A 20,664-nucleotide genomic window follows, 5' to 3' on the forward strand; every position below is an offset into this window, starting at 1 on the left:
CGACCCTTTAAAAGATGCAAGCCCTTCATTTCTCTAACTTCAGACACAAAAAGAGGAGGGAATCATCACCCTCCTACCCACGTGTTCAAATCATTAACACCTAACGTTCCACGATAAGGGCAGTCCCCATCCCTCCTCCGATACAGAGAGTTGCTAACCCAGTTTTAGCATCACGTTTCATCATCTCATGTACCAGTGTCACTAGGATACGGCAACCGGAAGCTCCAATTGGGTGACCAAGAGCAATGGCGCCACCATTGACATTGACAATATCTGTGTTAAAGCCAAGTGTTTTCCCAACCACACAAGCCTGGGCAGCAAAGGCTTCATTTGACTCAATCAAGTCGAGATCATCAACTGTCAAATTGCCTTTTTCAAGAGCCTTGCGAGTCGCATAAATCGGCCCACATCCCATCATCTTAGGGTCCAAACCTGCACTTGCATACGAACAAATGCGAGCAATCACTGAGAGTCCTAATTCTTCCGCTTTTTCAGCACTCATGACCAAGACAGCCGCTGCCCCGTCATTGATACCGGAAGCATTTCCCGCTGTGACAGAACCGTCTTTTTTGAAAACAGGATCTAGCTTAGACAAACTCTCTAAGCTAGCATCTTTTCTAGGATATTCATCTGTATCAAAAACGATCGGATCACCTTTGCGTTGAGGAATGACAACTGGCACAATCTCTTCTTTAAAGCGACCAGATTCTATAGCCGCCACTGCACGTTTTTGTGACTCTAAAGCAAGAGCATCTTGTTCTTCTCGACTGATACCATATTCTTCAGCAACATTTTCAGCTGTAATCCCCATATGGTATTCGTTAAAGGCATCAGACAAACCGTCCTTAATCATAGTATCTACCACTTTTGAATCTCCCATACGGCCACCCCAACGGAAACTTGGCAAAACGTATGGCGCCTGACTCATGTTTTCTGCACCACCAGCTACGATAATATCTGCATCGCCACATCGAATCGCTTGAGCAGCCAACTGCACTGCCTTCAAACCGGAACCACAAACCTTGTTGATAGTAAAGGCTGGAGTAAATTCAGGGAGTCCTGCATGAACGCTCATTTGACGAGCTACGTTTTGACCTAAACCTGCGCCTAGGACATTCCCCATAATCACTTCATCTACTAGCTCTGGTTTGACATTGGCTTTTTCCAAAGCACTCTTAATAACCAACGCTCCCAAATCAACAGCTGAAACATTCTTCAAACTTCCTCCAAAGGAGCCTATTGGAGTTCGCACTGCTGAAACAATCACCACGTCTTTCATAACTGTCCCCATTTATACCTTTTATAATGATGCAATACAAAAGTGGTTTACACTGGTGTAAACCACTTTAAAAATTCTATTTTATGATTCTTTCACTTCTAACAAACCGACTTCACCATCTTCACGGCGATACAAAACATTAGTTGTTTGATCTTCCACATCTACATAGATAAAGAAATCATGTCCCAATAAATCCATTTGGAGAAGGGCTTCTTCTAAATCCATTGGCTTCAAATCAATTTGTTTTGAACGAACGACTTTTGGTTGCACAACATTTGCATCTTCAACTAGAGCATCTGTAAAGAGTTGACTTGTCGCAACTTTATTTTTATTCTTACGTTCGATTTTAGTTTTATTTTTACGAATCTGACGTTCAATTTTATCTGTTACAAGATCGATAGAACCATACATATCTTGAGAAATATCTTCAGCACGAAGAGTGATAGATCCAAGCGGAATTGTTACTTCAACCTTTGCTGTTTTTTCACGGTAAACTTTCAAGTTCACACGTGCATCCAACTCCTGCTCAGGTTGGAAATACTTTTCGATCTTTTCGAGTTTAGAAACTACATAATCACGAATTGCTTCTGTTACTTCTAGGTTTTCACCACGGATACTATATTTAATCATATAAGTACCTTCTTTCTAAACATTTTTGTTTTTCTAACTATATTATAACGCTTTCATTTTCATTTTGCAAATTTTTTCCTCATCTTACAAGGGAAAAAGTTTTAACTTCCAAAGCACCTGCTTCTTCAAAAAGACGCTTCACACGATTGACAGTCGCACCTGTTGTATAGATGTCATCAATAACCAAAATTTTCTTAGGAAGAGGGTCTTCAGTTTTTATAAAAAATGGAATTTCGGTAGCTAATCGTTCCGAGCGATTCTTAGAAGAACTAGCCGTCTCTTCTCTTTTCCCTAGTAAATCTTGAAAAGAAAAACCTGCTACCTCAACCAAACCTTCAACCTGGTTAAATCCCCTCTCAAGCAATCTTTCAGGACTTAGGGGAATAACAACAAATTGATAGTCTCCATACTTTTTCAATTCATTAGCTAGAACAGGAGCAAAAACCTTTCTAAGCAGAAAATCCCCATCAAACTTATATCGACTAAAGAAGTCTTTCATAGCTTGATTATAGGTGAAGATTGCATTATGATCGACTCGAATCTCTTCTTTACACCAAAATTTACAATCTTGACACATAGTTGACAGTCCTGTTTTCATACAGTTCGGGCAATAGTCCTCACCAATTTTCTCAAAAGTAGACTCACAATCTGAACAAAGATAGTTGTTCTCATTCTTAAACAGCAAGAGGTGACTAAATGTCAAGTCACTCTTTATTGTCTGTCCACATAATAAACAGTTCATAAGCCTGCCTCCTTGTTCATCTGCTTAATTTCCTTGATTGCTTTTTTAATGGAAACATTTAATCCATCATGAAAGAAGAGCAATTCACCAGTCGGTCTATCCATACTGCGCCCAACTCGCCCTCCAATCTGAATCAAGCTAGACTTGGTAAAGAGACGATGATTAGCTTCTACAACAAAAACATCCACACAAGGGAAGGTGACCCCACGCTCCAAAATTGTTGTACTAATAAGGATTGTCAACTCTCCATCTCGAAAAGCTTGTACCTGCTCTAATCGATTTTCTGTGACAGAGGACACAAAGCCGATGTTCTCATTTGGAAACTGTTCCTGCAAGACTTCTTTTAGTTTTTCGCCTTTCTTAATCTCTGATGTAAAAATTAGCAATGGATAACCTGTTCTTCTCTGTTTCTCAATGTAGGTCTTTAACTTGGATGACAACTGACTCTTTTCTATATAGCGATTAAAGTCTGATAACCAAACTGGCTTTGGAACAATCAATGGATTTCCATGAAATCGTCTTGGCAAGCTCAATCGTTTTAATTCTCCAGTGCGAACCTTCTTATCTAACTCATCTGTAGAAGTCGCTGTAAGAAATATCCTTACCCCCTCCTCCTTTACACATTGGTTTACAGCATAGTAAAGAGCAGAGTTGTCAACATAAGGAAAGGCATCTACTTCATCCACTATTAGCAAATCAAAAGCATGATAAAATTTTAACAGCTGATGAGTCGTTGCAACAACTAGTGGTGTTCGAAAATAGGGTTCTGACTCACCATGAAGTAGTGCTATCTCACAAGCAAAGTCATTCTGCAGTCGCTTATACAACTCCAAGCAAACATCTATTCGAGGACTGGCCAAACAAACTGCACCACCATCATCAATCACTTTAGCTACAACTTGATAGATCATCTCTGTCTTTCCAGCACCTGTCACAGCATGAACTAAAGTCGGTTCTTTCTTTTCGACTGCTCGAATCAACCCCTCTGATACCTTTTCCTGAAAAGGGGTTAACTGACCACGCCATTTGAGAACATCTTGCTTTGGAAAATCTTCCTGCGAAAAATAGTATAAGGCTTGATCACTCCTGACTCGCTTCATCAGCAAACACTCCCTACAATAGTAGGCACCAATAGGCAAATACCATTCTTCTAGAATCGTACTATTACAACGTTGACAAAACAGTTTCCCCTTCTCTTTTCTCATTGCTGGCAGTTTCACTGCTACCTGTCGTTCTTCTTCAGTTAATTCTTTCTCAGTAAACAAGCGACCGAGGTAATTTGGATTTACTTTCATACTTTAATATTCGCAAAAATCTAGCACTTTAGGTGTTTTTTTAGTACAATTAAATCATGGAATTTAGAACAATTAAAGAGGATGGGCAGGTCCAAGAAGAAATCAAAAAATCACGCTTTATCTGTCATGCCAAGCGTGTTTATAGCGAAGAAGAGGCTCGTGACTTCATAACTACCATCAAAAAAGAACACTATAAAGCCACCCATAACTGCTCTGCTTTTATTATAGGGGAACGCAGTGAAATCAAGCGTACGAGTGATGATGGCGAACCTAGTGGTACTGCTGGAGTCCCTATGCTGGGTGTCTTAGAAAATCATAATTTAACCAATCTCTGTGTGGTAGTGACACGCTACTTTGGTGGCATCAAACTAGGTGCTGGCGGTTTAATTCGTGCTTATGCAGGTAGTGTGGCCTTGGCTGTCAAAGAAATTGGCATTATTGAAATCAAAGAACAGGCTGGTATAGCCATTCAGATGTCTTACGCTCAGTATCAAGAATATGGCAATTTCCTTAGAGAGCATCATCTCATGGAGTTGGATACAAACTTTACAGATCAAGTTGATACAATGATCTATGTTGATAAGGAAGAGAAAGAAAATATCAAAGCTGCTCTTGTTGAGTTCTTTAATGGAAAGGTCACTTTAACTGATCAAGGCTTACGAGAAGTTGAAGTTCCTGTAAACTTAGTGTAAACAAAGGAGAAATACATGGCGTTTGGAAAATTTATTCAAGGACTTGCTGGTAACTTCAGCGAGGAAAACAAAGAGACTCTTATTAAAGAATATGGACAATATCTACTAGAGAATGAAGAAATTCAAAGCGGGTATAAACTTATTCGAGATTCAATCATCTTTACAAATATCCGTATCATCTTTACAGATAAGCAAGGTGCTACTGGTCGCAAGACGTCTGTTAAGTCACTCTTTTTGATGAACATTGTAAACGTTGAAATGGAAACTGCTGGATCAGGTATAGATGATAGTGAGATTACGATCACTTATTTAGAAAATATCTTTCTAAAAGCACATAATGAGCATCTGAGTTTCCATAAATTTGAATTCCCTAAAAAAACGGACATCCTCCCTCTTTACACCTATCTATTAGAATTGGCTTATCACAATCGATTAAAAATTAATGGCTTAGACCTTTGATATAAAAAAATCCTATCACTTTGATAGGATTTCTATATTTTACAAATAGCCTTAAGCGCGTTATACTAGTATCATCTTATACAAAGAGGTATATCTATGGCTATTTATAACAATATCACTGAACTTATTGGACAAACACCGATTGTTAAACTTAACAACATTGTTCCAGAGGGTGCTGCAGATGTCTATGTTAAACTAGAAGCTTTTAACCCTGGTTCGTCAGTAAAAGACCGTATTGCCCTTAGCATGATTGAAAAAGCGGAACAAGATGGTATTCTAAAACCGGGTGCTACCATTGTTGAAGCAACGAGTGGAAACACTGGTATCGGTCTTTCATGGGTTGGTGCCGCTAAAGGATATAAAGTTGTTATCGTCATGCCTGAAACGATGAGTGTGGAACGACGTAAGATTATCCAAGCCTATGGTGCTGAACTCGTTCTTACTCCTGGTAGCGAAGGAATGAAAGGTGCTATTGCTAAAGCTCAGGAAATCGCTGCTGAACGTGACGGCTTCCTTCCACTCCAATTTAATAATCCAGCTAATCCAGAAGTACACGAAAGAACAACAGGAGCTGAAATACTGGCTGCTTTCGGTTCTGATGGACTAGATGCTTTTGTAGGTGGTGTTGGCACCGGTGGAACGATCTCAGGTGTTTCTCACGCTCTTAAAGCAGCAAATTCAAACATTGAAGTTTATGCAGTTGAGGCAGACGAGTCAGCTATCTTGTCTGGTGAAAAACCAGGACCTCACAAAATTCAAGGTATCTCAGCTGGATTTATTCCTGAAACACTTGATACAAAGGCCTATGATGGTATTGTCCGTGTAACGTCAGATGATGCTCTAGCTCTTGGCCGTGAAATTGGTGGAAAAGAAGGCTTCCTTGTTGGGATTTCTTCAGCTGCAGCAATTTACGGGGCAATTGAGGTTGCCAAGAAATTAGGTACAGGTAAGAAAGTCCTTGCTTTAGCACCAGATAACGGCGAACGTTATTTGTCTACAGCACTCTATGAATTTGAAGTGTAGCCTCCTAAATGCACTTAGCCCTTATTAAAGGGCTTTTTGTTTACTCATACAGAATCTACTCTCTAGACAAAAAGAAAAAGGAAGCAATTTGCTTCCTTTTCTATTAGTTATTCAAGGCTGCTGCCATTGTAGCTGCAACTTCTGCTTCAAAGTCGTTTGCAGCTTTCTCAATACCTTCACCAACTTCAAAGCGAGCGAACTCAACTACTGAAGCATTTACTGATTCAAGGTAAGATTCAACTGTCTTGCTGTCGTCCATGATGTATACTTGTGCAAGAAGTGTGTATGCTTGGTCAACTTTGGTGTTGTCAAGCATGAAGCGATCCATTTTACCTGGGATGATTTTGTCCCAGATTTTTTCTGGTTTGCCTTCTGCAGCCAACTCAGCTTTGATATCAGCTTCAGCTTGAGCAATCACTTCATCAGTCAATTGTGCTTTTGATCCATACTTCAAGTGTGGAAGAGCTGGTTTATCAACCATTGCACGGCTTTCATTATCTTGGTCGATTACGTGATTCAATTGTGCCAACTCATCTTTAACGAATTGCTCATCCAATTCTTTGTAAGAAAGAACTGTTGGTTTCATCGCAGCAATGTGCATTGAGATTTGTTTAGCAAGCGCTTCGTCTCCACCTTCAATAACAGAGATAACACCGATACGACCACCATTGTGTTGGTATGCTCCGAAGTGTTGTGCATCTGTTTTTTCAAGCAAAGCAAAACGACGGAATGAGATTTTTTCACCGATTGTAGCTGTTGCAGATACATATGCAGCTTCAAGAGTTTCACCTGAAGGCATTGTCAAAGCAAGAGCTTCTTCGTTGTTCGCTGGTTTTCCTTCAGCAATTACTTTAGCTGTTGCGTTTACCAAGTCAACAAATTGAGCGTTTTTCGCAACGAAGTCAGTTTCAGCATTTACCTCGACTACTGCTGCAACGTTACCGTTAACAAATACACCAGTCAAACCTTCTGCAGCAACGCGGTCAGCTTTCTTAGCTGCCTTCGCCATACCTTTTTCGCGAAGCAATTCGATCGCTTTTTCGATATCACCGTCTGTTTCTACAAGCGCTTTTTTAGCGTCCATAACACCGGCACCAGATTTTTCACGCAACTCTTTTACAAGTTTAGCTGTAATTTCTGCCATTTTGATTCTCCTATATTTTTTAAAAATAGGAGAGCTGGGCTAGGCCCCGCCCTCCTAGGTAATTACTATTTATATGAATTAAGCGTTGTCGCCTTCTACAACTTCAACGATTTCTTCGATTGAGTCAGCTTGAGCTTCTGAAGCTGCAAATTCAGCCTCAACTGCTGCTGCATCTTCACCTTGACGTCCTTCGATGATAGCGTCAGCCAATTTAGCTGTGATCAATTTAACAGCGCGGATAGCGTCATCGTTAGCTGGGATGATTACATCGATATCGTCTGGGTCAGTGTTTGTGTCAACCATCGCTACAACTGGGATACCCAATTTTTTAGCTTCTTTAACAGCGATTTGTTCTTTATGTGGGTCAACTACGTACATTACATCTGGGATACGAGGCATGTCTTCGATACCACCCAAGAATTTTTCAAGACGTGCACGTTGTTTGTTAAGAAGTGCAACTTCTTTCTTAGGAAGAACGTCGAAGATTCCTTCTTCTTCCATACGTTTGATTTCTTTCAAACGAGCAATACGTTTTTGGATAGTTCCCCAGTTAGTAAGAGTTCCACCCAACCAACGGTGGTTGATGTAGTATTGACCTGAACGTTCTGCTTCTTCTTTAACAGCGTCAGCAGCTTGTTTTTTAGTACCAACGAACAATACAACTGCATCGTTAGCTGCCGCATCACGCATAAAATCGTATGCTTGGTCAGCGTATTTTACAGTTTGTTGCAAGTCGATAACGTGGATTCCGTTACGCTCAGTGAAGATGTACTTAGCCATCTTAGGGTTCCAGCGACGAGTTTGGTGACCAAAGTGTACACCAGCCTCAAGAAGTTGTTTCATTGAAATTACTGCCATGAGTATTTCTCCTTTTTGTTTTTTTCCTCTCCTCGACTTCAACTTGCAAAACGACCCGAGGGCAACAGTTTCACAATTCATCAAGAATGAGTATTATCGTTTACACGACAAGTTTCATTTTATCACATTTTAGCCATATTTTCAAGTGGTTTTAATAGATTTCGGCCTTGCTTTCGATAAAAAATAATAAAAGAGACTCACATCGAGCCTCTTCGTTTCATCCATTAGTTTGGATAGATGTAAGTAACATAACCTTCAGAAGTTGTAGTTGGGTTGAACCATCCACGTTTGTTACCGATTGTACGATCTCCACCATAGTTTGATTCTGATACTTGAATGCTAGTTGATGATGAAACTGCTGTAACAACCGCTACGTGTCCATATCCACCGTCATTCCAACATGCAATCGCACCAACTTGTGGAGTTGATCCAGTACGGAATCCTGCAGCTGCTGCACTTGTAGCCCACTGTGCTCCGTTACCCCAGTAATCTCCAGCCCAAGGTGCTAATGTCTTAGCTCCCCAAGTACATTCACCAGTTGGATAACTTGAAGCATTTGTACTGTATGTTGGACGCTGTCTTGTTGGAGTTGGTGCAGGTGCTGGAGTGTAGCTTGAATCATCATCTGATGAAGAGCTTGAAGTCGCTTGCACTTGATCTGAAAGTGTTGTATTTCCAGAAGCAACAACTGATTGTTGTTGACTTGTTTGACGTGCTTTATAAGCTGCTTCTGCTTCAGCTGCTGCTTTTGCTTCTGCTGCTGCTGCTGCTTTTTGTTCCAATAAAGTAGCTTTATCACTTTCTGCAGTAGCTTTCTCTGCAGCAAGGTTTAACTCAGCAACTTTCAACTCTGCTTGTTTTGTTGTCAATGCTTGTGCATCGTCAGCAAGAGTTTGTTGGTTCGCAATGACGGTATTGATAGCTTCGTTATTCGCAACTTGTTTTTCAGCAATTGATTTTTTATCAGCCTTTTGTTGTTCCAACATTTTGTTGTTAGCTGACACAATTTCACTCATAGCTGCAACACGTGAAATAGCTTCCGTAATTGATTTTGAGTTTACAATTGTATTGATGTAGCTAGTTGCAGCACCGTTAGTTTGTGCGCTACGTGCTTGTTTCTCCAAAGATTCATTACGAGCAACAATGTTCTTAGAGAGCTCTGTAATTTCTCCTTCAAGTTTTTTAGATTCAGCTTGTAGAGTTTCATTCTCAGCTTCCAAGTTCGTTTGTTGAGTTTGGATAGCTGTAACTTGCGTTTGGATTTCATCTACTTGTTTTTGAGCTTCTTTTTGTTGAGATGTCAAATCACTAATCTTACTATCTTGAGCAGCAATCTTTTCATCAGTTGTTTCAGCGTGGACAGTTGTCAATACCGCCGCTTGAGACACTAATACTGTACTTAATAAAAGTGACGCTAAGATTTTTTTCTTCATATTGTGTAGATACTCCTTCTATTTAAGACATTACTAGTATACCAAAAAAAGACATAATAAATATTACGCCTTTGTTACATTTTTATTTCTTTCTTATAGATAACATTTTTCAAAAATATATTGGAAAATAAGCATCCATAAAAAGTTTAAAATCATTGATGGGACAAGACTATAGACGATGAAAACTGGCATCGATTCTACTGTCAATCCCATAGCAAGGGCAAGGAGATAGCTCCCCATATCAAATAGGAAACTCATCACAACTATTGTTAACATTCTTGTCCAACGGTTTAGCAAAATTACACTATTAAATTTATGGAGCGAAGCTCCTATCAAGATAAATAGAAGTGTTGCAATTCCTATCAAGTGGAAAAAATAGATATCGTACACCAAACCCGCTATACAGCAATAAGCTAGATAGAGGTATTCTGAAACCTCAATTGTCTCAAACAAGAGAAATAAAAACAGAAAATGACTTGCTAAATGAAAGTGAGGGAAGAAGGATCCCGCTAATTGTCCAATATGTGCATCAATTAGTAAGACAAAAGGGAGTAAAAAGAAAATACCAATTTGTTTTAACAGTCTCATTGCTAATTCCCCACTAACTCTACCACATGAAGATTTTTGGTGTCAGCACTTAACTTGACTGTTACTTCCTTTGTTAGATAATCACTGCTGTGTGTTGTAGCAACAACCTCTCCAACAGGGATATCCTTAACATTAAAGTTTCCGAGCCCCCCTGTAGTCACCTTGTCTCCCGCACTAATGTCGCTGTTGCTGTTTAATTGACTAATTTTAAGCAGTTCAGATTCCTTATCATAACCAACGATAATCCCGTAAATTTCAGTAGAGCCATGCAGGATTTTAACAGAAATTTTGTCTGAATTTTCGGTGTTTGTCAATAGGTTGATCGTTGTTGAATGATCCTCCACCTTTGAAACACTACCAATCAAACCCCCGTTTGCAATGGCCAACATATTTTCAGAAGCTCCTTTTGAACTTCCCGCATCAATTGTTAACTCTTGTTTCCAAGATACTGGAACTCGCATAATCACATCTGCTGCAATGGTTTTTGTTGCCTGCAATTTTGACTTCATATCCAGCAACTGACGTAGTTGTTCATTTTCATTTTTTAAACTTTCTGATTGATTAGACTCCACCTCTAGTTGATAGAGCTGTTTCTTTAGACTCTCATTTTCATTGTAAGTCTGCGTCAAATGTCCCAAATCCGATTTGAAAGTATCAAACCACTGAAAGGGTTTTTGAACAATTCTATCTACGAAGGAAATCCCATCTCCTAGTTTCGTCACAATAGCGCTTGAATAGGTTGTCACTAATAGAACAGAAACTGCCAGAACTGTGACAAAAACGATGATTAGATATTTTGATTTTTTAAAACGGTTCATATTCCTACCTTTATACTAAAAACCTGCTACTGTGAGCTTCTTATCAATCCTACAAACCTGCTAAGATTTTAAGAAAAATAAGAAACATCCCAGTACCAAAATCACAAGAATTGCCAGTGTATCCTTTTGACTCCATCTCAACTGTCTATACTGACTTCTACCCTTTCCTCCCTGATAACCACGCGCTTCCATGGCTATTGCCAATGAATCTGCACGCTTTAAGCTAGTAGCAAAAAGAGGAATTAAAATTGGAATCATAGCCTTTACCTTTTGCACGATGCTACCTTCGCCAAAGTCAACTCCACGAGCTTTTTGAGCATTCATAATTCTCGTTGTGTCATCCATCAAGGTTGGAACAAAACGCAAACTCATTGATAACATGAGACCAATTTCATGAACGGGAACTTTCACGCGTTTCAGCGGTGCTAAAAGAGCTTCAACTGCAGCTGCCAGACTCAAAGGCATGGTCGTTAAGGTTAGCAAGGTTGAAAAGAAAATAATCAACACAAAACGACAGAAAATGATTCCTGCTTGTTGCAAAGCATAATCCGTTATTCTTATAAAAGAAAACTCAAATAGGACATTTCCACTTGAAATGAAAAAGAGCTGAAAAAGAGTCGTAAAAGCAATCAAGAAGAACATGGATTTTAATCCCTGAACGAAAAATGAGAGGGAAACGCCTGACAAAGCGATAAATATACCTGTCGCTATAAACAAAATGAGATTGGTGAGGGGATTATTAGCCCAAAATACAATCAAAATCAACAGGATCATGGCAAGCAATTTACTACGTGGATCCAAGCGATGAATGATGGAATCCCCCGGTATATAACGCCCTAAAATCATACTATCCATTTAGCGACTCCTTAAACTCCTCTATCTTGATTGGCAATTTTTTAAAAGCTACACCTCTATCTGCCAAACGTTTACAAAAGGCTGTGATTTTAGGCACACCTAACTGCACTTTTTCCATAGAGGCTACATCTTGGAAAACTTCGCTCGGTTTGCCACTTTTGACCAAACGCCCCTTTTCCATAACATAGACCTGATCAGCATATGCAGCTACGTCATCCATCAAATGCGTTACCAGAACGATTGTCATTCCAGAAAGGTGGAGTTCTTTAAACAAGGTCATCAATTCTTTTCTGCCCAAAGGATCTAGCCCTGCTGTAGGCTCATCCAAAACCAAGACAGTTGGCTCCATGGCTAGCATACCTGCTATAGCCACACGTCTCATCTGACCACCCGAAAGTTCAAAAGGACTGCGCTCAAAGAGTGACTCATCGATACCTACCAAGGCTAACTTTTCACGCGCAATTTTCTCGGCCTCTTCCTCAGAAACTCCAAAATTTTGCGGCCCAAATGCAACATCTTTCAAAACAGTCTCTTCGAAAATCTGATTTTCAGCAAATTGAAACACTAGACCAACCTGCTTTCGAATCTGGCGAATTTCTTTGTTGGTTGATGTAGGGGTAATGACGGTATCGAAAACTCGAACAGAACCCTTACTTGGTACCAATAGGCCATTTAAAAGCTGTAAAATCGTTGATTTTCCACTACCTGTGTGCCCTACTAAAGCTGCATAAGAGCCATCCTCAATCGTCAAAGAAACATCAGTCAGGGCTGATGAAGATAGGGGAGTCCCCTCTTGATAGGTAAAGCTCACATTTTCTAGAGTAATTCCCATAGCTTGTCCTCTAGCTCTCCTTCTGTCAAATAGCCATCCGGCAACTGATAGCCAGCCTCTCTCAAAGATTCTCTCAATTGATTAGTAAAAGGCTCATCTAATCCTATCTGGTCAAGGTCATCCCGAGAAAAAAGTTCTCTTGGGCTACTGGTTGACTCCACTTGGCCTTTTTTCATGACCAAGACACGGTCACTCATCGCAACTTCTTCCAAGTCATGTGTAATGGAGACGACTGTCATCTGGTGGTCTTTACGAATCTCTTGAACTGTCTGAATCAGTTCTCTGCGTCCCTCAGGATCCAACATACTTGTAGCCTCGTCCAAAATCAAAATAGCTGGCCTCAAGGCAACAACTCCTGCAATAGCCACCCGTTGTTTTTGTCCACCAGATAAACGAGCTGGTTCTCTCTTCTTAAAGTCCAGCATCCCTACCAACTCCAAAGAATCAGCCACTCTCTTCTTCATTTCTTCACGAGGAAGTCCCTGATTTTCTAAACCAAAGGCAACATCATCTTCAACAGTCGCCCCCACAAATTGGTTATCTGGATTTTGAAAAACCATACCAATTTGTCGACGCAAGTCCCAAACGTTCTCAGAGGACAGCAGTTGGCCATCTATCCAGATTTCCCCAGACTCCGCTTCAAGCAAGCCATCAATCAAACGGATAGTTGTCGATTTTCCACTCCCATTATGACCTACAATCGAAAGCCATTCTCCCCGTTTCACGTGAAACGAGACATTATTAACGTCATAATGTTCCTGGTCTTCCTTGTAACGAAAAGACAGATTTTTTACTTCAATAATCGATTTCATTTCGAACCAAATGTCCCTTTGAATACATGAGCGCTACCCTTGAAATAATCATAACCAGAGTAGATGGTGAAAAATAAAGCTATATAAAGCAACAGTTGCCCAATTAAATTCCAATGTAAGAGCAAAAAGATAATGGCAAACATCTGACTAAAGGTCTTGATTTTCCCTGGCATCGCTGCTGCTAGAACTTTCCCTCCCGTCTCAACAAGCAACAAACGCAAGCCTGTCACCGCAAGTTCACGACAGATGATAATAGCAACAACCCAAGCCGGAGCCATACCTAACTCAATCAACATGATAAAAGCTGACATAACCAACAGCTTATCGGCCATCGGATCAGCAAATTTTCCAAAGTTGCTGACTACATTCCATTTGCGAGCAAGGTAACCATCAAGATAATCCGTTACACTAGCAACTGCAAAAATTATCGCTGCTAGCAAATGACTGCCTTGTGAATGGCCCAAAGTCAAAATAAGGATAAAGAGAGGTATAAAGAGAATTCTACCAATAGTTAATACATTAGGAATTTGTTCTTTTTTCATTGATTTTTCCTTAATCTGTAGTAAATGTAAGTGTTACAGTTCCAGTCTGAGTTGTCAGCTTCGAAGTATCAATCGTTTGATTGTCCACAGTTACAGTAACTCCCTTCACTACACCTAAAGTAATGGTAACGGGATTCTTAGTTGAAACTGTTGTTTTTGCGTTTTTATTGTCTGATGACAAGGTCACACCACCTTCAAGGTCACTTCCTGAAACACTTACCCAGCTAGTTGCATCCGAAACAGTCAGCTGAACCGTAGCTGTTTCCTTACTCGTTTTATACCGAGCTTCAATGCGGTTTCCTTCGCCTGACACTGTAATAGTTGATTCCGTAGTAGAAGACGAGCTAGACGTCTGACTACTAGAAGATGAACTAGATGAGGTTGTGGAACTAGTCGAGTTCACAACACTATAATTAGCTGAAGAAGGACTTGGCTGAGTTTGGATGTAGTTCCAAACATAGTAAGTGACAAAAATTAAAATTGACAAAGCAAATAGGACGAAATAAAACAAGGGGAGATAAGACGTTTTTTTCTTATTTGATCGTCTGCGACCAGACAAGTCTTCTTCATCGACATCTACCTCTTCATAAGTGATCATACTACCTGAATCATAGGCATCCAAAACAATTCTTTCATCTAACTCTACTGCCCAGGCATATTTTCTTAAAAAAGAACGAGCATAGAAGGTACTAGGAAGTTGATCAAAATCATCTGCCTCCATAGCTTCTAGAAAATGCAACTGAATTTCAGTTTTTTCCTGTAATTCTTCCAGACTCAATCCCTGGTTAATTCTAGCTAAACGTAGAACCTCGCCAATTGTTTTTTTTCTCATACGTACCATTCCTTCTTTCTAGTATTAGTCATCTTTTAAGCTGGAAAGATTGTAAAATCAACTAGATCACCATTATCAATCAAACGATGTCCAGCTTCTAGAACATCCTCCAAAGTAATTTCCTGTAAAATTTTCGGAAAATCAAAAATTGTTTCTCCGCGATCCATCGGATCGTATTGAGTTGCAATAAATTCCAAGGAGTTCATGCTACTGAAAAACTCCCCAAACATCTCACTCTTAACAAGATCTAAATGTTCCTCGGTAATATCCGCATCATTACTAAACTGACGAATCGCTTTACGAAATTGATGTGACAGAGAAACAGGCTCTTTGGTGTCCATTGTCAGTATCACAAAATGAAAGCGAATATTGACTTCAACCTCAAGTGACAATGACGCGTCTAACTTCCCAGACTCATATAACCTTTGAAAACGATCCGAGGTCCAGCCAAACATCATCGTAAATAGCAATTTCAATAAAATGTTGTAACGATAAGACTCCTCTTCCGTTATTTGACCAGTTCCTCTAATAGCAACAGCAAGTTTGGGTGAAGAAACTTCCATCCGAAGACTATCTGTTTGCTTCACAGGCTGCAAAAGGAGTTGCTCTTTTGAAACTGTAAACTGGTTTGAAACTTCCTTTCCCTTTTTCGAAAAGTATTCCTCAACAACTTCCACATCAATATTTCCAACTAAAAACAGTGACATGTTGACAGGTTTGTAAAACTCTGTAAAATTCTCTTTTAAATTTGAAACTTGAATCTCAGAAATTGATTTTTCACTTCCAACTATATCTGTCGCTAAAGGAGTATCAGGATAAAGGTTGGCTAATGTTGCAAAAAACAAACGTGAATCTGGATCATCTTGGTACATTTCTCGTTCTTGCTGGATAATAGCCTGTTCCCTCAAAACAGACTCTGCTGTAAAATGAACATCTCCGACTAACTCATCTAGCAAATCTAAATTCTCTAATAGATGGTCAATTGTTGAAAAAAGATAGCTGGTCTTAGTAAAGCTTGTAAAGGCATTACTGTCCGCACCTAATCGAGTAAAAGCAGCCATTATATCCTCAGAGTTTTCTCTTTCAAACAATTTATGTTCAAGAAAATGTGCAATTCCTGCTGGATGAGGACATAAACCTTTTTCCAAGCTTGTATAAGTTGCATCTACAGAACCAAATTGAACCGTTACAATCCCGTAAACCTCATTGAAATCTTGTTTAGGGAGTAAAGAAACTGTCAACCCGTTTGACAATTGTGTTTTGTAGACTGTTTCCTTTACAGCAGGATAGTATTTTTCTTCAAAAGTAACCTTTGTCATTCTACTCCTTCCATAAAGTAAATCGCTTGTAACTTCAAACTATTGGCAGCTTTACATACAGCTTCTTTCTCAACATTCTCTAATTTTGCCACCAATCGATCAATATCAAAGATTGATTTTCCAAATAGAGCATTCAAATAGACTCTTTTAACTAGGGTCTGTTGATTATCTTGAGCCATCAACAAAGATCGTCGAATCATCTCCTTGGTTTGTTCAAGTTCAAAATCTGTAAAGTTACCCTTTTTCAGATCTAGCAATTGATGATTCATCATTTTTCTAGCCTGATTTCGATTTTCTCTATCAATACCCGCATACATCCTTAATAGACCACTAAACAAATCCAATTGACTCGAGACTGTGTAGGCTATTCCAGCATTTTCACGAACATTTGTAAAAAGTTTCGAATGTGCAAATTCACCCAACAAACCATTCATCACAAGCATGGGCAAATGCTCATCATCGCCATATTTTATAGGAGAATGATAACCCAATTCCAAAATGGATTGCCCAACATTTCTCTGAACCATTCCCTCTCGTAGAACATTCGAATAAGATTGATGGTACTGGATAGTGATGCCGTTCTCTCTAGCTGTAAAGGGTAATGACTTCAGTGATTCTGTAATTTCTACTTCATTAAAATCACCTAAGAAAAAGAAATCAATCCGATCATTCTTCAGAGCATCTTGAAAGCAAGTGTAGCTACTTTCCGGAGACTCATTTAAAATGCTATTTCGTAAATCACTGTATCTCAATTGAAGACGCTCATCATGGAAGAACAAGCTATCCAACTCCTTATGAGCAAAATAAAATGAATCATCCATATCAGTAGCTAAACTAGCCAATAACTGTTTTCTTTCAATTTCAAACAAGGCTGGCTCAAAAGCACCATCTTGAACTAAGGGGGCAAATAAAGTCTGTTTTACTAATTCCAAAATTCGAGAAGTCAAGACATTTTTTTTACTCAAAAACTCATCCCGCACGTAGGTAAATGTTAAGTCAAGAATATGTGCCTGTCCTCTACGATAAGCACTTGTGGAAATATCTGTTCCATATAAACTTGCCAAGTATCTGCGAAATGCTTGTGATGTGGGATAAGCTTTATTTGCCGTCTCCAACATACTTGCACTTAACATGCGTCCTGCTATTGTCTCAAGAGATAAGGGAGCAGTAAAACGAATAGTGATTTTATTTGTTTTAAACTTTTTGGATTGAACAAAATGTGCTGAAATTCCAGACACTAATTCCATACCTTACCTCCTTACATATAGAGTTCTATTATACCACGAAAATCAAAATTTTTCTTGTTCTCTTTATAGCTTTAAAGAGTAAAACCGTTTTCATTTCAACTAACTTTCCTCCAGCTATTTCAAGGAAAATATGGTATAATACCAAAGATTGAGGTGAATTATGGAATACAAATTATTTGAAGAATTTATTACGCTCCAAGCCCTCCTAAAAGAACTTGGAATTATACAAAGCGGTGGTGCTATCAAATCCTTTTTAATAGATCATCAAGTTTACTTTAATGGCGAGTTAGAAAGTAGACGTGGGAAAAAAATCCGTATTGGAGATACGATTGACATTCCTGATTTAAAGATTGACATCACCTTGACACAACCAAGTTTAAAAGAGCAAGAAGAGTATCAAGCAGATAAGATTGAGAAAGAGCGAATTGCTAAACTTGTCAAAGAGATGAATAAAGGTATCAAGAAAGAAAAACAAAAAACTTCTTCATCGCCTAAAACCAAACAAGTTCCACGTTTTCCAGGAAGATAACCATGTGGCTCCAACATTTAACAATTAAAACCTTTCGAAACTACAAAGAGGCGAAAATTGATTTCAATCCAAAATTAAATGTCTTTCTAGGTCAAAATGCACAAGGAAAAACCAATATTCTAGAGGCAATCTATTTCTTGGCCTTGACACGTAGTCATCGGACTCGTACAGATAAAAATCTCATTCATTTTGATGACGAGCAACTTCATCTTTCTGGCTTGCTACAGAAAAAAACAAGCTCTATCCCTCTAGAAATTGATTTAACACCAAAAGGGCGTGTGACTAAGGTCAATCACTTAAAACAAGCGCGCCTATCAGACTATATTGGACATATGAATGTTGTCCTCTTCGCACCTGAAGATCTCCAGCTAATTAAAGGAGCACCTTCTGTCCGTCGAAAGTTTATAGACATTGAACTGGGACAAATTAAACCAATCTACTTGTCAGACTTGTCAAACTATAACCATATACTCAAGCAAAGAAATACTTATCTAAAATCCAGCCAGAAGATTGATGAAACATTTCTGTCAGTCTTAGATGATCAGTTAATAGATTATGGTTGTCGCGTTATAAAGCATCGGATAAAATTCATTAAAGACTTAGAGAAATTTGGCCAAAAAAAACACTTAGAAATTTCAAATAAATTAGAAGAACTGTCAATATCTTATCAATCATCTGTCAACTTCACTGATGAAGAACAGCTAACAAGTTCTTTTAAAATTGCTTTGGAGAAAAGCAGATCCAGAGACTTATTTAAAAAGAATACTGGAGTTGGCCCTCATCGAGATGATATTTCTTTTTATATCAATGCTATGGATGCTAGTTTTGGAAGCCAAGGTCAACATCGTAGTCTTGTGCTTTCTATCAAACTAGCAGAGATTGAGCTAATGGAAAGTATTACAAACGAGTCTCCGATACTACTGCTTGATGATGTTATGAGCGAACTTGACAATACACGGCAACTAAAATTACTAGAAACCATTTCTCAATCTATCCAAACCTTTATTACAACAACAAGTTTAGACCACTTACAAAACTTACCAGAAAACCTTAGTATTTTTAATATTCAAAATGGTAAAATTTCTGTAAATCAACATTGACAACTTTGTAAATAAAAAGAACTCCTGAAAATCAGGAGTTCTTTTTTACTTCCTACATAGAGTAGTTTGGTGCTTCATTAGTAATTTGCACATCATGAGGATGGCTTTCTTTTAGACCAGCCCCAGACATTTCAATAAATTGTGCATTATCATGTAGTTCTTTAAGGTTAGCTGCACCACAGTAACCCATACCAGAGCGAATACCACCAATCATTTGGAAGACAATATCAGCTGCTGCGCCTTTATAGGCAACACGCCCTTCAATTCCTTCTGGAACGAGTTTGTTTGCTTCATTGACAGAACCTTGGAAGTAACGGTCACTTGAACCTTTCTTCATTGCAGCGATTGATCCCATACCACGGTAAGTCTTAAACTTACGTCCTTGGAAGATTTCCGTTTCACCTGGCGCTTCGTCAGTTCCAGCAAACATTGATCCAAGCATAACCGCGTTTCCACCTGCAGCAAGGGCTTTTACAATATCTCCAGAGTACTTGATTCCACCATCGGCAATGATTGTTTTTCCATATTCACGCGCAACTGCTGCTGCATCATAGATTGCTGTCACTTGTGGGACACCAACCCCTGCAATCACACGAGTGGTACAGATAGAACCTGGTCCAATACCGACTTTGACAACATCTACACCTGCATCATAAAGAGCACGCGCACCTTCTGCAGTGGCAATATTTCCAGCAATCAAAGTACGATCTGGGAAATGAGCACGAATTTCAGCAATTTTACGTAGAACACCAGCAGAGTGACCATGGGCAGTATCAATAACAATGGCATCCGCTCCTGCTTCAAAAAGGGCTTCGGCACGTTCAAATGTATCTGAAGTAACACCTACTGCACCTGCAACTAAGAGACGACCAAACTCATCTTTAGCAGCATTTGGAAACTCAATAACTTTTTCAATATCTTTAATAGTAATCAAGCCAGAAAGACGACCTTCTTCATCAACCAAAGGAAGTTTTTCAATACGGTGTTCTTGAAGGATGCTTTCAGCTGTTGCAAGGTCTGTACCAACAGGAGCAGTAACAAGATTTTCACTGGTCATATGGTTTGAGATTGGCTGATTGTAATCTGAAATAAAACGAAGATCTCGGTTTGTTAGAATACCAACCAATTTACGATTTTCAAGTGTCTCTACAACTGGAACACCACTGATACGGTAACGTCCCATCAGTTCATCTGCTTCAGCAATCGTGTGTTCTGGAGTCAAGAAGAATGGATCAATAATAACACCATTTTCAGAACGTTTTACCTTGCGAACTTCATCTGCCTGTTGCGCAATAGACATATTTTTATGGATTACTCCAAGACCACCTGCACGCGCAATGGCAATAGCCATTTGACTTTCTGTGACTGTATCCATGGCGGCTGTTATAATTGGGATATTTAAAGTCAGATTATCTGCCAATTTTGTTGTTAAATCTGCATCATTAGGCAACACATGACTTTCTGCTGGAATGAGCAATACATCATCAAAGGTAAAACCTTTTTTTAAAAATTTAGTATCCCAATTAGACATTGAAGTTTCCTCTTTTCTTTCTTTTTGAGCTTGACTCTTTTTGTATTGTATCTATCATACCATTCTATGAAAATTTGTCAATTATATTTATGGTAGAAATCATA

Annotated in this window: 22 protein-coding genes; 5 read left to right on the top strand and 17 right to left on the bottom strand. The window is 39.1% G+C overall.

The genetic code is table 11. The annotated features are described in order from the left end of the window. Positions 1–100: 100 nt before the first annotated feature. From KX728_RS09100 to KX728_RS09115, 4 genes are all read right to left on the bottom strand, one after another. Complete coding sequence (locus tag KX728_RS09100; RefSeq protein ID WP_009013605.1) at positions 101–1,279, bottom strand: acetyl-CoA C-acetyltransferase; 1,179 nt, start codon at positions 1,277–1,279, stop codon at positions 101–103. A gap of 81 nt (positions 1,280–1,360) precedes the next feature. Further along, positions 1,361–1,909, bottom strand: a complete 549-nt coding sequence (gene hpf / locus KX728_RS09105; protein ID WP_000599111.1) for a ribosome hibernation-promoting factor, HPF/YfiA family — start codon at positions 1,907–1,909, stop codon at positions 1,361–1,363. A gap of 79 nt (positions 1,910–1,988) precedes the next feature. After that, positions 1,989–2,651 carry a ComF family protein gene (locus KX728_RS09110; protein WP_215804216.1) on the bottom strand — a complete coding sequence of 221 codons (663 nt, stop codon included), beginning with the start codon at positions 2,649–2,651 and terminating at the stop codon, positions 1,989–1,991. Beyond that, positions 2,648–3,946 carry an ATP-dependent helicase ComFA gene (locus KX728_RS09115; protein ID WP_215804215.1) on the bottom strand — a complete coding sequence of 433 codons (1,299 nt, stop codon included), beginning with the start codon at positions 3,944–3,946 and terminating at the stop codon, positions 2,648–2,650. Before KX728_RS09115 ends, KX728_RS09110 begins: the two co-directional genes overlap by 4 nt. A gap of 56 nt (positions 3,947–4,002) precedes the next feature. Between KX728_RS09115 and KX728_RS09120 the strand changes: the two genes are divergently transcribed. The 3 genes from KX728_RS09120 to cysK all read left to right on the top strand — a co-directional run bounded on the left by KX728_RS09120 (position 4,003) and on the right by cysK (position 6,120). Then, complete coding sequence (locus KX728_RS09120) at positions 4,003–4,638, top strand: YigZ family protein (protein WP_215804214.1); 636 nt, start codon at positions 4,003–4,005, stop codon at positions 4,636–4,638. Between the two features lie 15 nt (positions 4,639–4,653). Continuing rightward, entirely contained in the window at positions 4,654–5,097 is a 444-nt protein-coding gene (locus KX728_RS09125; protein WP_215804213.1) for a PH domain-containing protein, read from the top strand. Positions 5,098–5,193: 96 nt separating this feature from the next. Continuing rightward, entirely contained in the window at positions 5,194–6,120 is a 927-nt protein-coding gene (cysK, locus tag KX728_RS09130) for a cysteine synthase A (RefSeq protein WP_215804212.1), read from the top strand. Between the two features lie 103 nt (positions 6,121–6,223). Here cysK and tsf read toward each other — a convergent pair whose 3' ends face one another. The 12 genes from tsf to yfmF form a co-directional block, all read right to left on the bottom strand. Next, entirely contained in the window at positions 6,224–7,264 is a 1,041-nt protein-coding gene (tsf, locus tag KX728_RS09135; protein WP_215804211.1) for a translation elongation factor Ts, read from the bottom strand. Between the two features lie 78 nt (positions 7,265–7,342). Continuing rightward, positions 7,343–8,122: a 30S ribosomal protein S2 gene (rpsB, locus tag KX728_RS09140; protein ID WP_000268475.1), complete on the bottom strand. Its 780-nt coding sequence runs from the start codon at positions 8,120–8,122 to the stop codon at positions 7,343–7,345. Between the two features lie 224 nt (positions 8,123–8,346). Further along, the gene (pcsB, locus tag KX728_RS09145; protein WP_180833655.1) at positions 8,347–9,555 is read right to left on the bottom strand and encodes a peptidoglycan hydrolase PcsB; all 1,209 of its coding nucleotides are present in this window, start codon (positions 9,553–9,555) and stop codon (positions 8,347–8,349) included. A 93-nt stretch (positions 9,556–9,648) separates the two neighbouring features. Next, on the bottom strand, positions 9,649–10,143 hold the full coding sequence (gene mreD, locus KX728_RS09150; RefSeq protein WP_049550158.1) for a rod shape-determining protein MreD: 495 nt from the start codon (positions 10,141–10,143) through the stop codon (positions 9,649–9,651). Positions 10,144–10,145: 2 nt separating this feature from the next. Further along, a complete protein-coding gene (gene mreC, locus KX728_RS09155) occupies positions 10,146–10,961 on the bottom strand; it encodes a rod shape-determining protein MreC (RefSeq protein ID WP_049479391.1) in 816 nt (271 codons plus the stop codon). Between the two features lie 60 nt (positions 10,962–11,021). Continuing rightward, positions 11,022–11,816 (bottom strand): energy-coupling factor transporter transmembrane component T family protein, encoded by a 795-nt coding sequence (locus tag KX728_RS09160; protein ID WP_000377881.1) that lies wholly within the window; start codon positions 11,814–11,816, stop codon positions 11,022–11,024. After that, positions 11,809–12,648 (bottom strand): energy-coupling factor transporter ATPase, encoded by an 840-nt coding sequence (locus KX728_RS09165; RefSeq protein ID WP_215804210.1) that lies wholly within the window; start codon positions 12,646–12,648, stop codon positions 11,809–11,811. Before KX728_RS09165 ends, KX728_RS09160 begins: the two co-directional genes overlap by 8 nt. Beyond that, on the bottom strand, positions 12,633–13,460 hold the full coding sequence (locus KX728_RS09170) for an energy-coupling factor ABC transporter ATP-binding protein (protein ID WP_049484947.1): 828 nt from the start codon (positions 13,458–13,460) through the stop codon (positions 12,633–12,635). The genes KX728_RS09165 and KX728_RS09170 overlap by 16 nt, the downstream gene beginning before the upstream one ends. Further along, the gene (pgsA, locus tag KX728_RS09175; protein ID WP_049484949.1) at positions 13,457–14,002 is read right to left on the bottom strand and encodes a CDP-diacylglycerol--glycerol-3-phosphate 3-phosphatidyltransferase; all 546 of its coding nucleotides are present in this window, start codon (positions 14,000–14,002) and stop codon (positions 13,457–13,459) included. Before pgsA ends, KX728_RS09170 begins: the two co-directional genes overlap by 4 nt. A 10-nt stretch (positions 14,003–14,012) precedes the next feature. Continuing rightward, complete coding sequence (gene rodZ / locus KX728_RS09180; protein WP_215804209.1) at positions 14,013–14,834, bottom strand: cytoskeleton protein RodZ; 822 nt, start codon at positions 14,832–14,834, stop codon at positions 14,013–14,015. 35 nt (positions 14,835–14,869) lie between these two features. After that, the gene (gene yfmH / locus KX728_RS09185) at positions 14,870–16,153 is read right to left on the bottom strand and encodes an EF-P 5-aminopentanol modification-associated protein YfmH (protein WP_215804208.1); all 1,284 of its coding nucleotides are present in this window, start codon (positions 16,151–16,153) and stop codon (positions 14,870–14,872) included. Next, the gene (gene yfmF / locus KX728_RS09190) at positions 16,150–17,400 is read right to left on the bottom strand and encodes an EF-P 5-aminopentanol modification-associated protein YfmF (protein ID WP_215804207.1); all 1,251 of its coding nucleotides are present in this window, start codon (positions 17,398–17,400) and stop codon (positions 16,150–16,152) included. The genes yfmH and yfmF overlap by 4 nt, the downstream gene beginning before the upstream one ends. 160 nt (positions 17,401–17,560) lie before the next feature. Here yfmF and yaaA point away from each other — a divergent pair, with 160 nt between their 5' ends. Together yaaA and recF are read left to right on the top strand one after the other, a co-directional pair. Continuing rightward, complete coding sequence (gene yaaA / locus KX728_RS09195) at positions 17,561–17,929, top strand: S4 domain-containing protein YaaA (protein WP_000455876.1); 369 nt, start codon at positions 17,561–17,563, stop codon at positions 17,927–17,929. 2 nt (positions 17,930–17,931) lie between these two features. Beyond that, on the top strand, positions 17,932–19,029 hold the full coding sequence (recF, locus tag KX728_RS09200; protein ID WP_215804206.1) for a DNA replication/repair protein RecF: 1,098 nt from the start codon (positions 17,932–17,934) through the stop codon (positions 19,027–19,029). 52 nt (positions 19,030–19,081) lie between these two features. Here recF and guaB read toward each other — a convergent pair whose 3' ends face one another. Next, entirely contained in the window at positions 19,082–20,560 is a 1,479-nt protein-coding gene (gene guaB, locus KX728_RS09205) for an IMP dehydrogenase (RefSeq protein WP_000073416.1), read from the bottom strand. Positions 20,561–20,664: the final 104 nt, after the last annotated feature.

This window comes from Streptococcus oralis (assembly GCF_019334565.1).
GTDB classification, from domain to species: Bacteria; Bacillota; Bacilli; order Lactobacillales; family Streptococcaceae; genus Streptococcus; species Streptococcus oralis_CR.

Excerpts from the sequence above, each read along its gene's own strand:
- KX728_RS09100 (WP_009013605.1), bottom strand. The coding sequence starts at position 1,279 with ATGAAAGACGTGGTGATTGTTTCAGCAGTGCGAACTCCAATAGGCTCC.
- hpf (WP_000599111.1), bottom strand. The coding sequence starts at position 1,909 with ATGATTAAATATAGTATCCGTGGTGAAAACCTAGAAGTAACAGAAGCA.
- KX728_RS09110 (WP_215804216.1), bottom strand. The coding sequence starts at position 2,651 with ATGAACTGTTTATTATGTGGACAGACAATAAAGAGTGACTTGACATTT.
- KX728_RS09115 (WP_215804215.1), bottom strand. The coding sequence starts at position 3,946 with ATGAAAGTAAATCCAAATTACCTCGGTCGCTTGTTTACTGAGAAAGAA.
- KX728_RS09120 (WP_215804214.1), top strand. The coding sequence starts at position 4,003 with ATGGAATTTAGAACAATTAAAGAGGATGGGCAGGTCCAAGAAGAAATC.
- KX728_RS09125 (WP_215804213.1), top strand. The coding sequence starts at position 4,654 with ATGGCGTTTGGAAAATTTATTCAAGGACTTGCTGGTAACTTCAGCGAG.
- cysK (WP_215804212.1), top strand. The coding sequence starts at position 5,194 with ATGGCTATTTATAACAATATCACTGAACTTATTGGACAAACACCGATT.
- tsf (WP_215804211.1), bottom strand. The coding sequence starts at position 7,264 with ATGGCAGAAATTACAGCTAAACTTGTAAAAGAGTTGCGTGAAAAATCT.
- rpsB (WP_000268475.1), bottom strand. The coding sequence starts at position 8,122 with ATGGCAGTAATTTCAATGAAACAACTTCTTGAGGCTGGTGTACACTTT.
- pcsB (WP_180833655.1), bottom strand. The coding sequence starts at position 9,555 with ATGAAGAAAAAAATCTTAGCGTCACTTTTATTAAGTACAGTATTAGTG.
- mreD (WP_049550158.1), bottom strand. The coding sequence starts at position 10,143 with ATGAGACTGTTAAAACAAATTGGTATTTTCTTTTTACTCCCTTTTGTC.
- mreC (WP_049479391.1), bottom strand. The coding sequence starts at position 10,961 with ATGAACCGTTTTAAAAAATCAAAATATCTAATCATCGTTTTTGTCACA.
- KX728_RS09160 (WP_000377881.1), bottom strand. The coding sequence starts at position 11,816 with ATGGATAGTATGATTTTAGGGCGTTATATACCGGGGGATTCCATCATT.
- KX728_RS09165 (WP_215804210.1), bottom strand. The coding sequence starts at position 12,648 with ATGGGAATTACTCTAGAAAATGTGAGCTTTACCTATCAAGAGGGGACT.
- KX728_RS09170 (WP_049484947.1), bottom strand. The coding sequence starts at position 13,460 with ATGAAATCGATTATTGAAGTAAAAAATCTGTCTTTTCGTTACAAGGAA.
- pgsA (WP_049484949.1), bottom strand. The coding sequence starts at position 14,002 with ATGAAAAAAGAACAAATTCCTAATGTATTAACTATTGGTAGAATTCTC.
- rodZ (WP_215804209.1), bottom strand. The coding sequence starts at position 14,834 with ATGAGAAAAAAAACAATTGGCGAGGTTCTACGTTTAGCTAGAATTAAC.
- yfmH (WP_215804208.1), bottom strand. The coding sequence starts at position 16,153 with ATGACAAAGGTTACTTTTGAAGAAAAATACTATCCTGCTGTAAAGGAA.
- yfmF (WP_215804207.1), bottom strand. The coding sequence starts at position 17,400 with ATGGAATTAGTGTCTGGAATTTCAGCACATTTTGTTCAATCCAAAAAG.
- yaaA (WP_000455876.1), top strand. The coding sequence starts at position 17,561 with ATGGAATACAAATTATTTGAAGAATTTATTACGCTCCAAGCCCTCCTA.
- recF (WP_215804206.1), top strand. The coding sequence starts at position 17,932 with ATGTGGCTCCAACATTTAACAATTAAAACCTTTCGAAACTACAAAGAG.
- guaB (WP_000073416.1), bottom strand. The coding sequence starts at position 20,560 with ATGTCTAATTGGGATACTAAATTTTTAAAAAAAGGTTTTACCTTTGAT.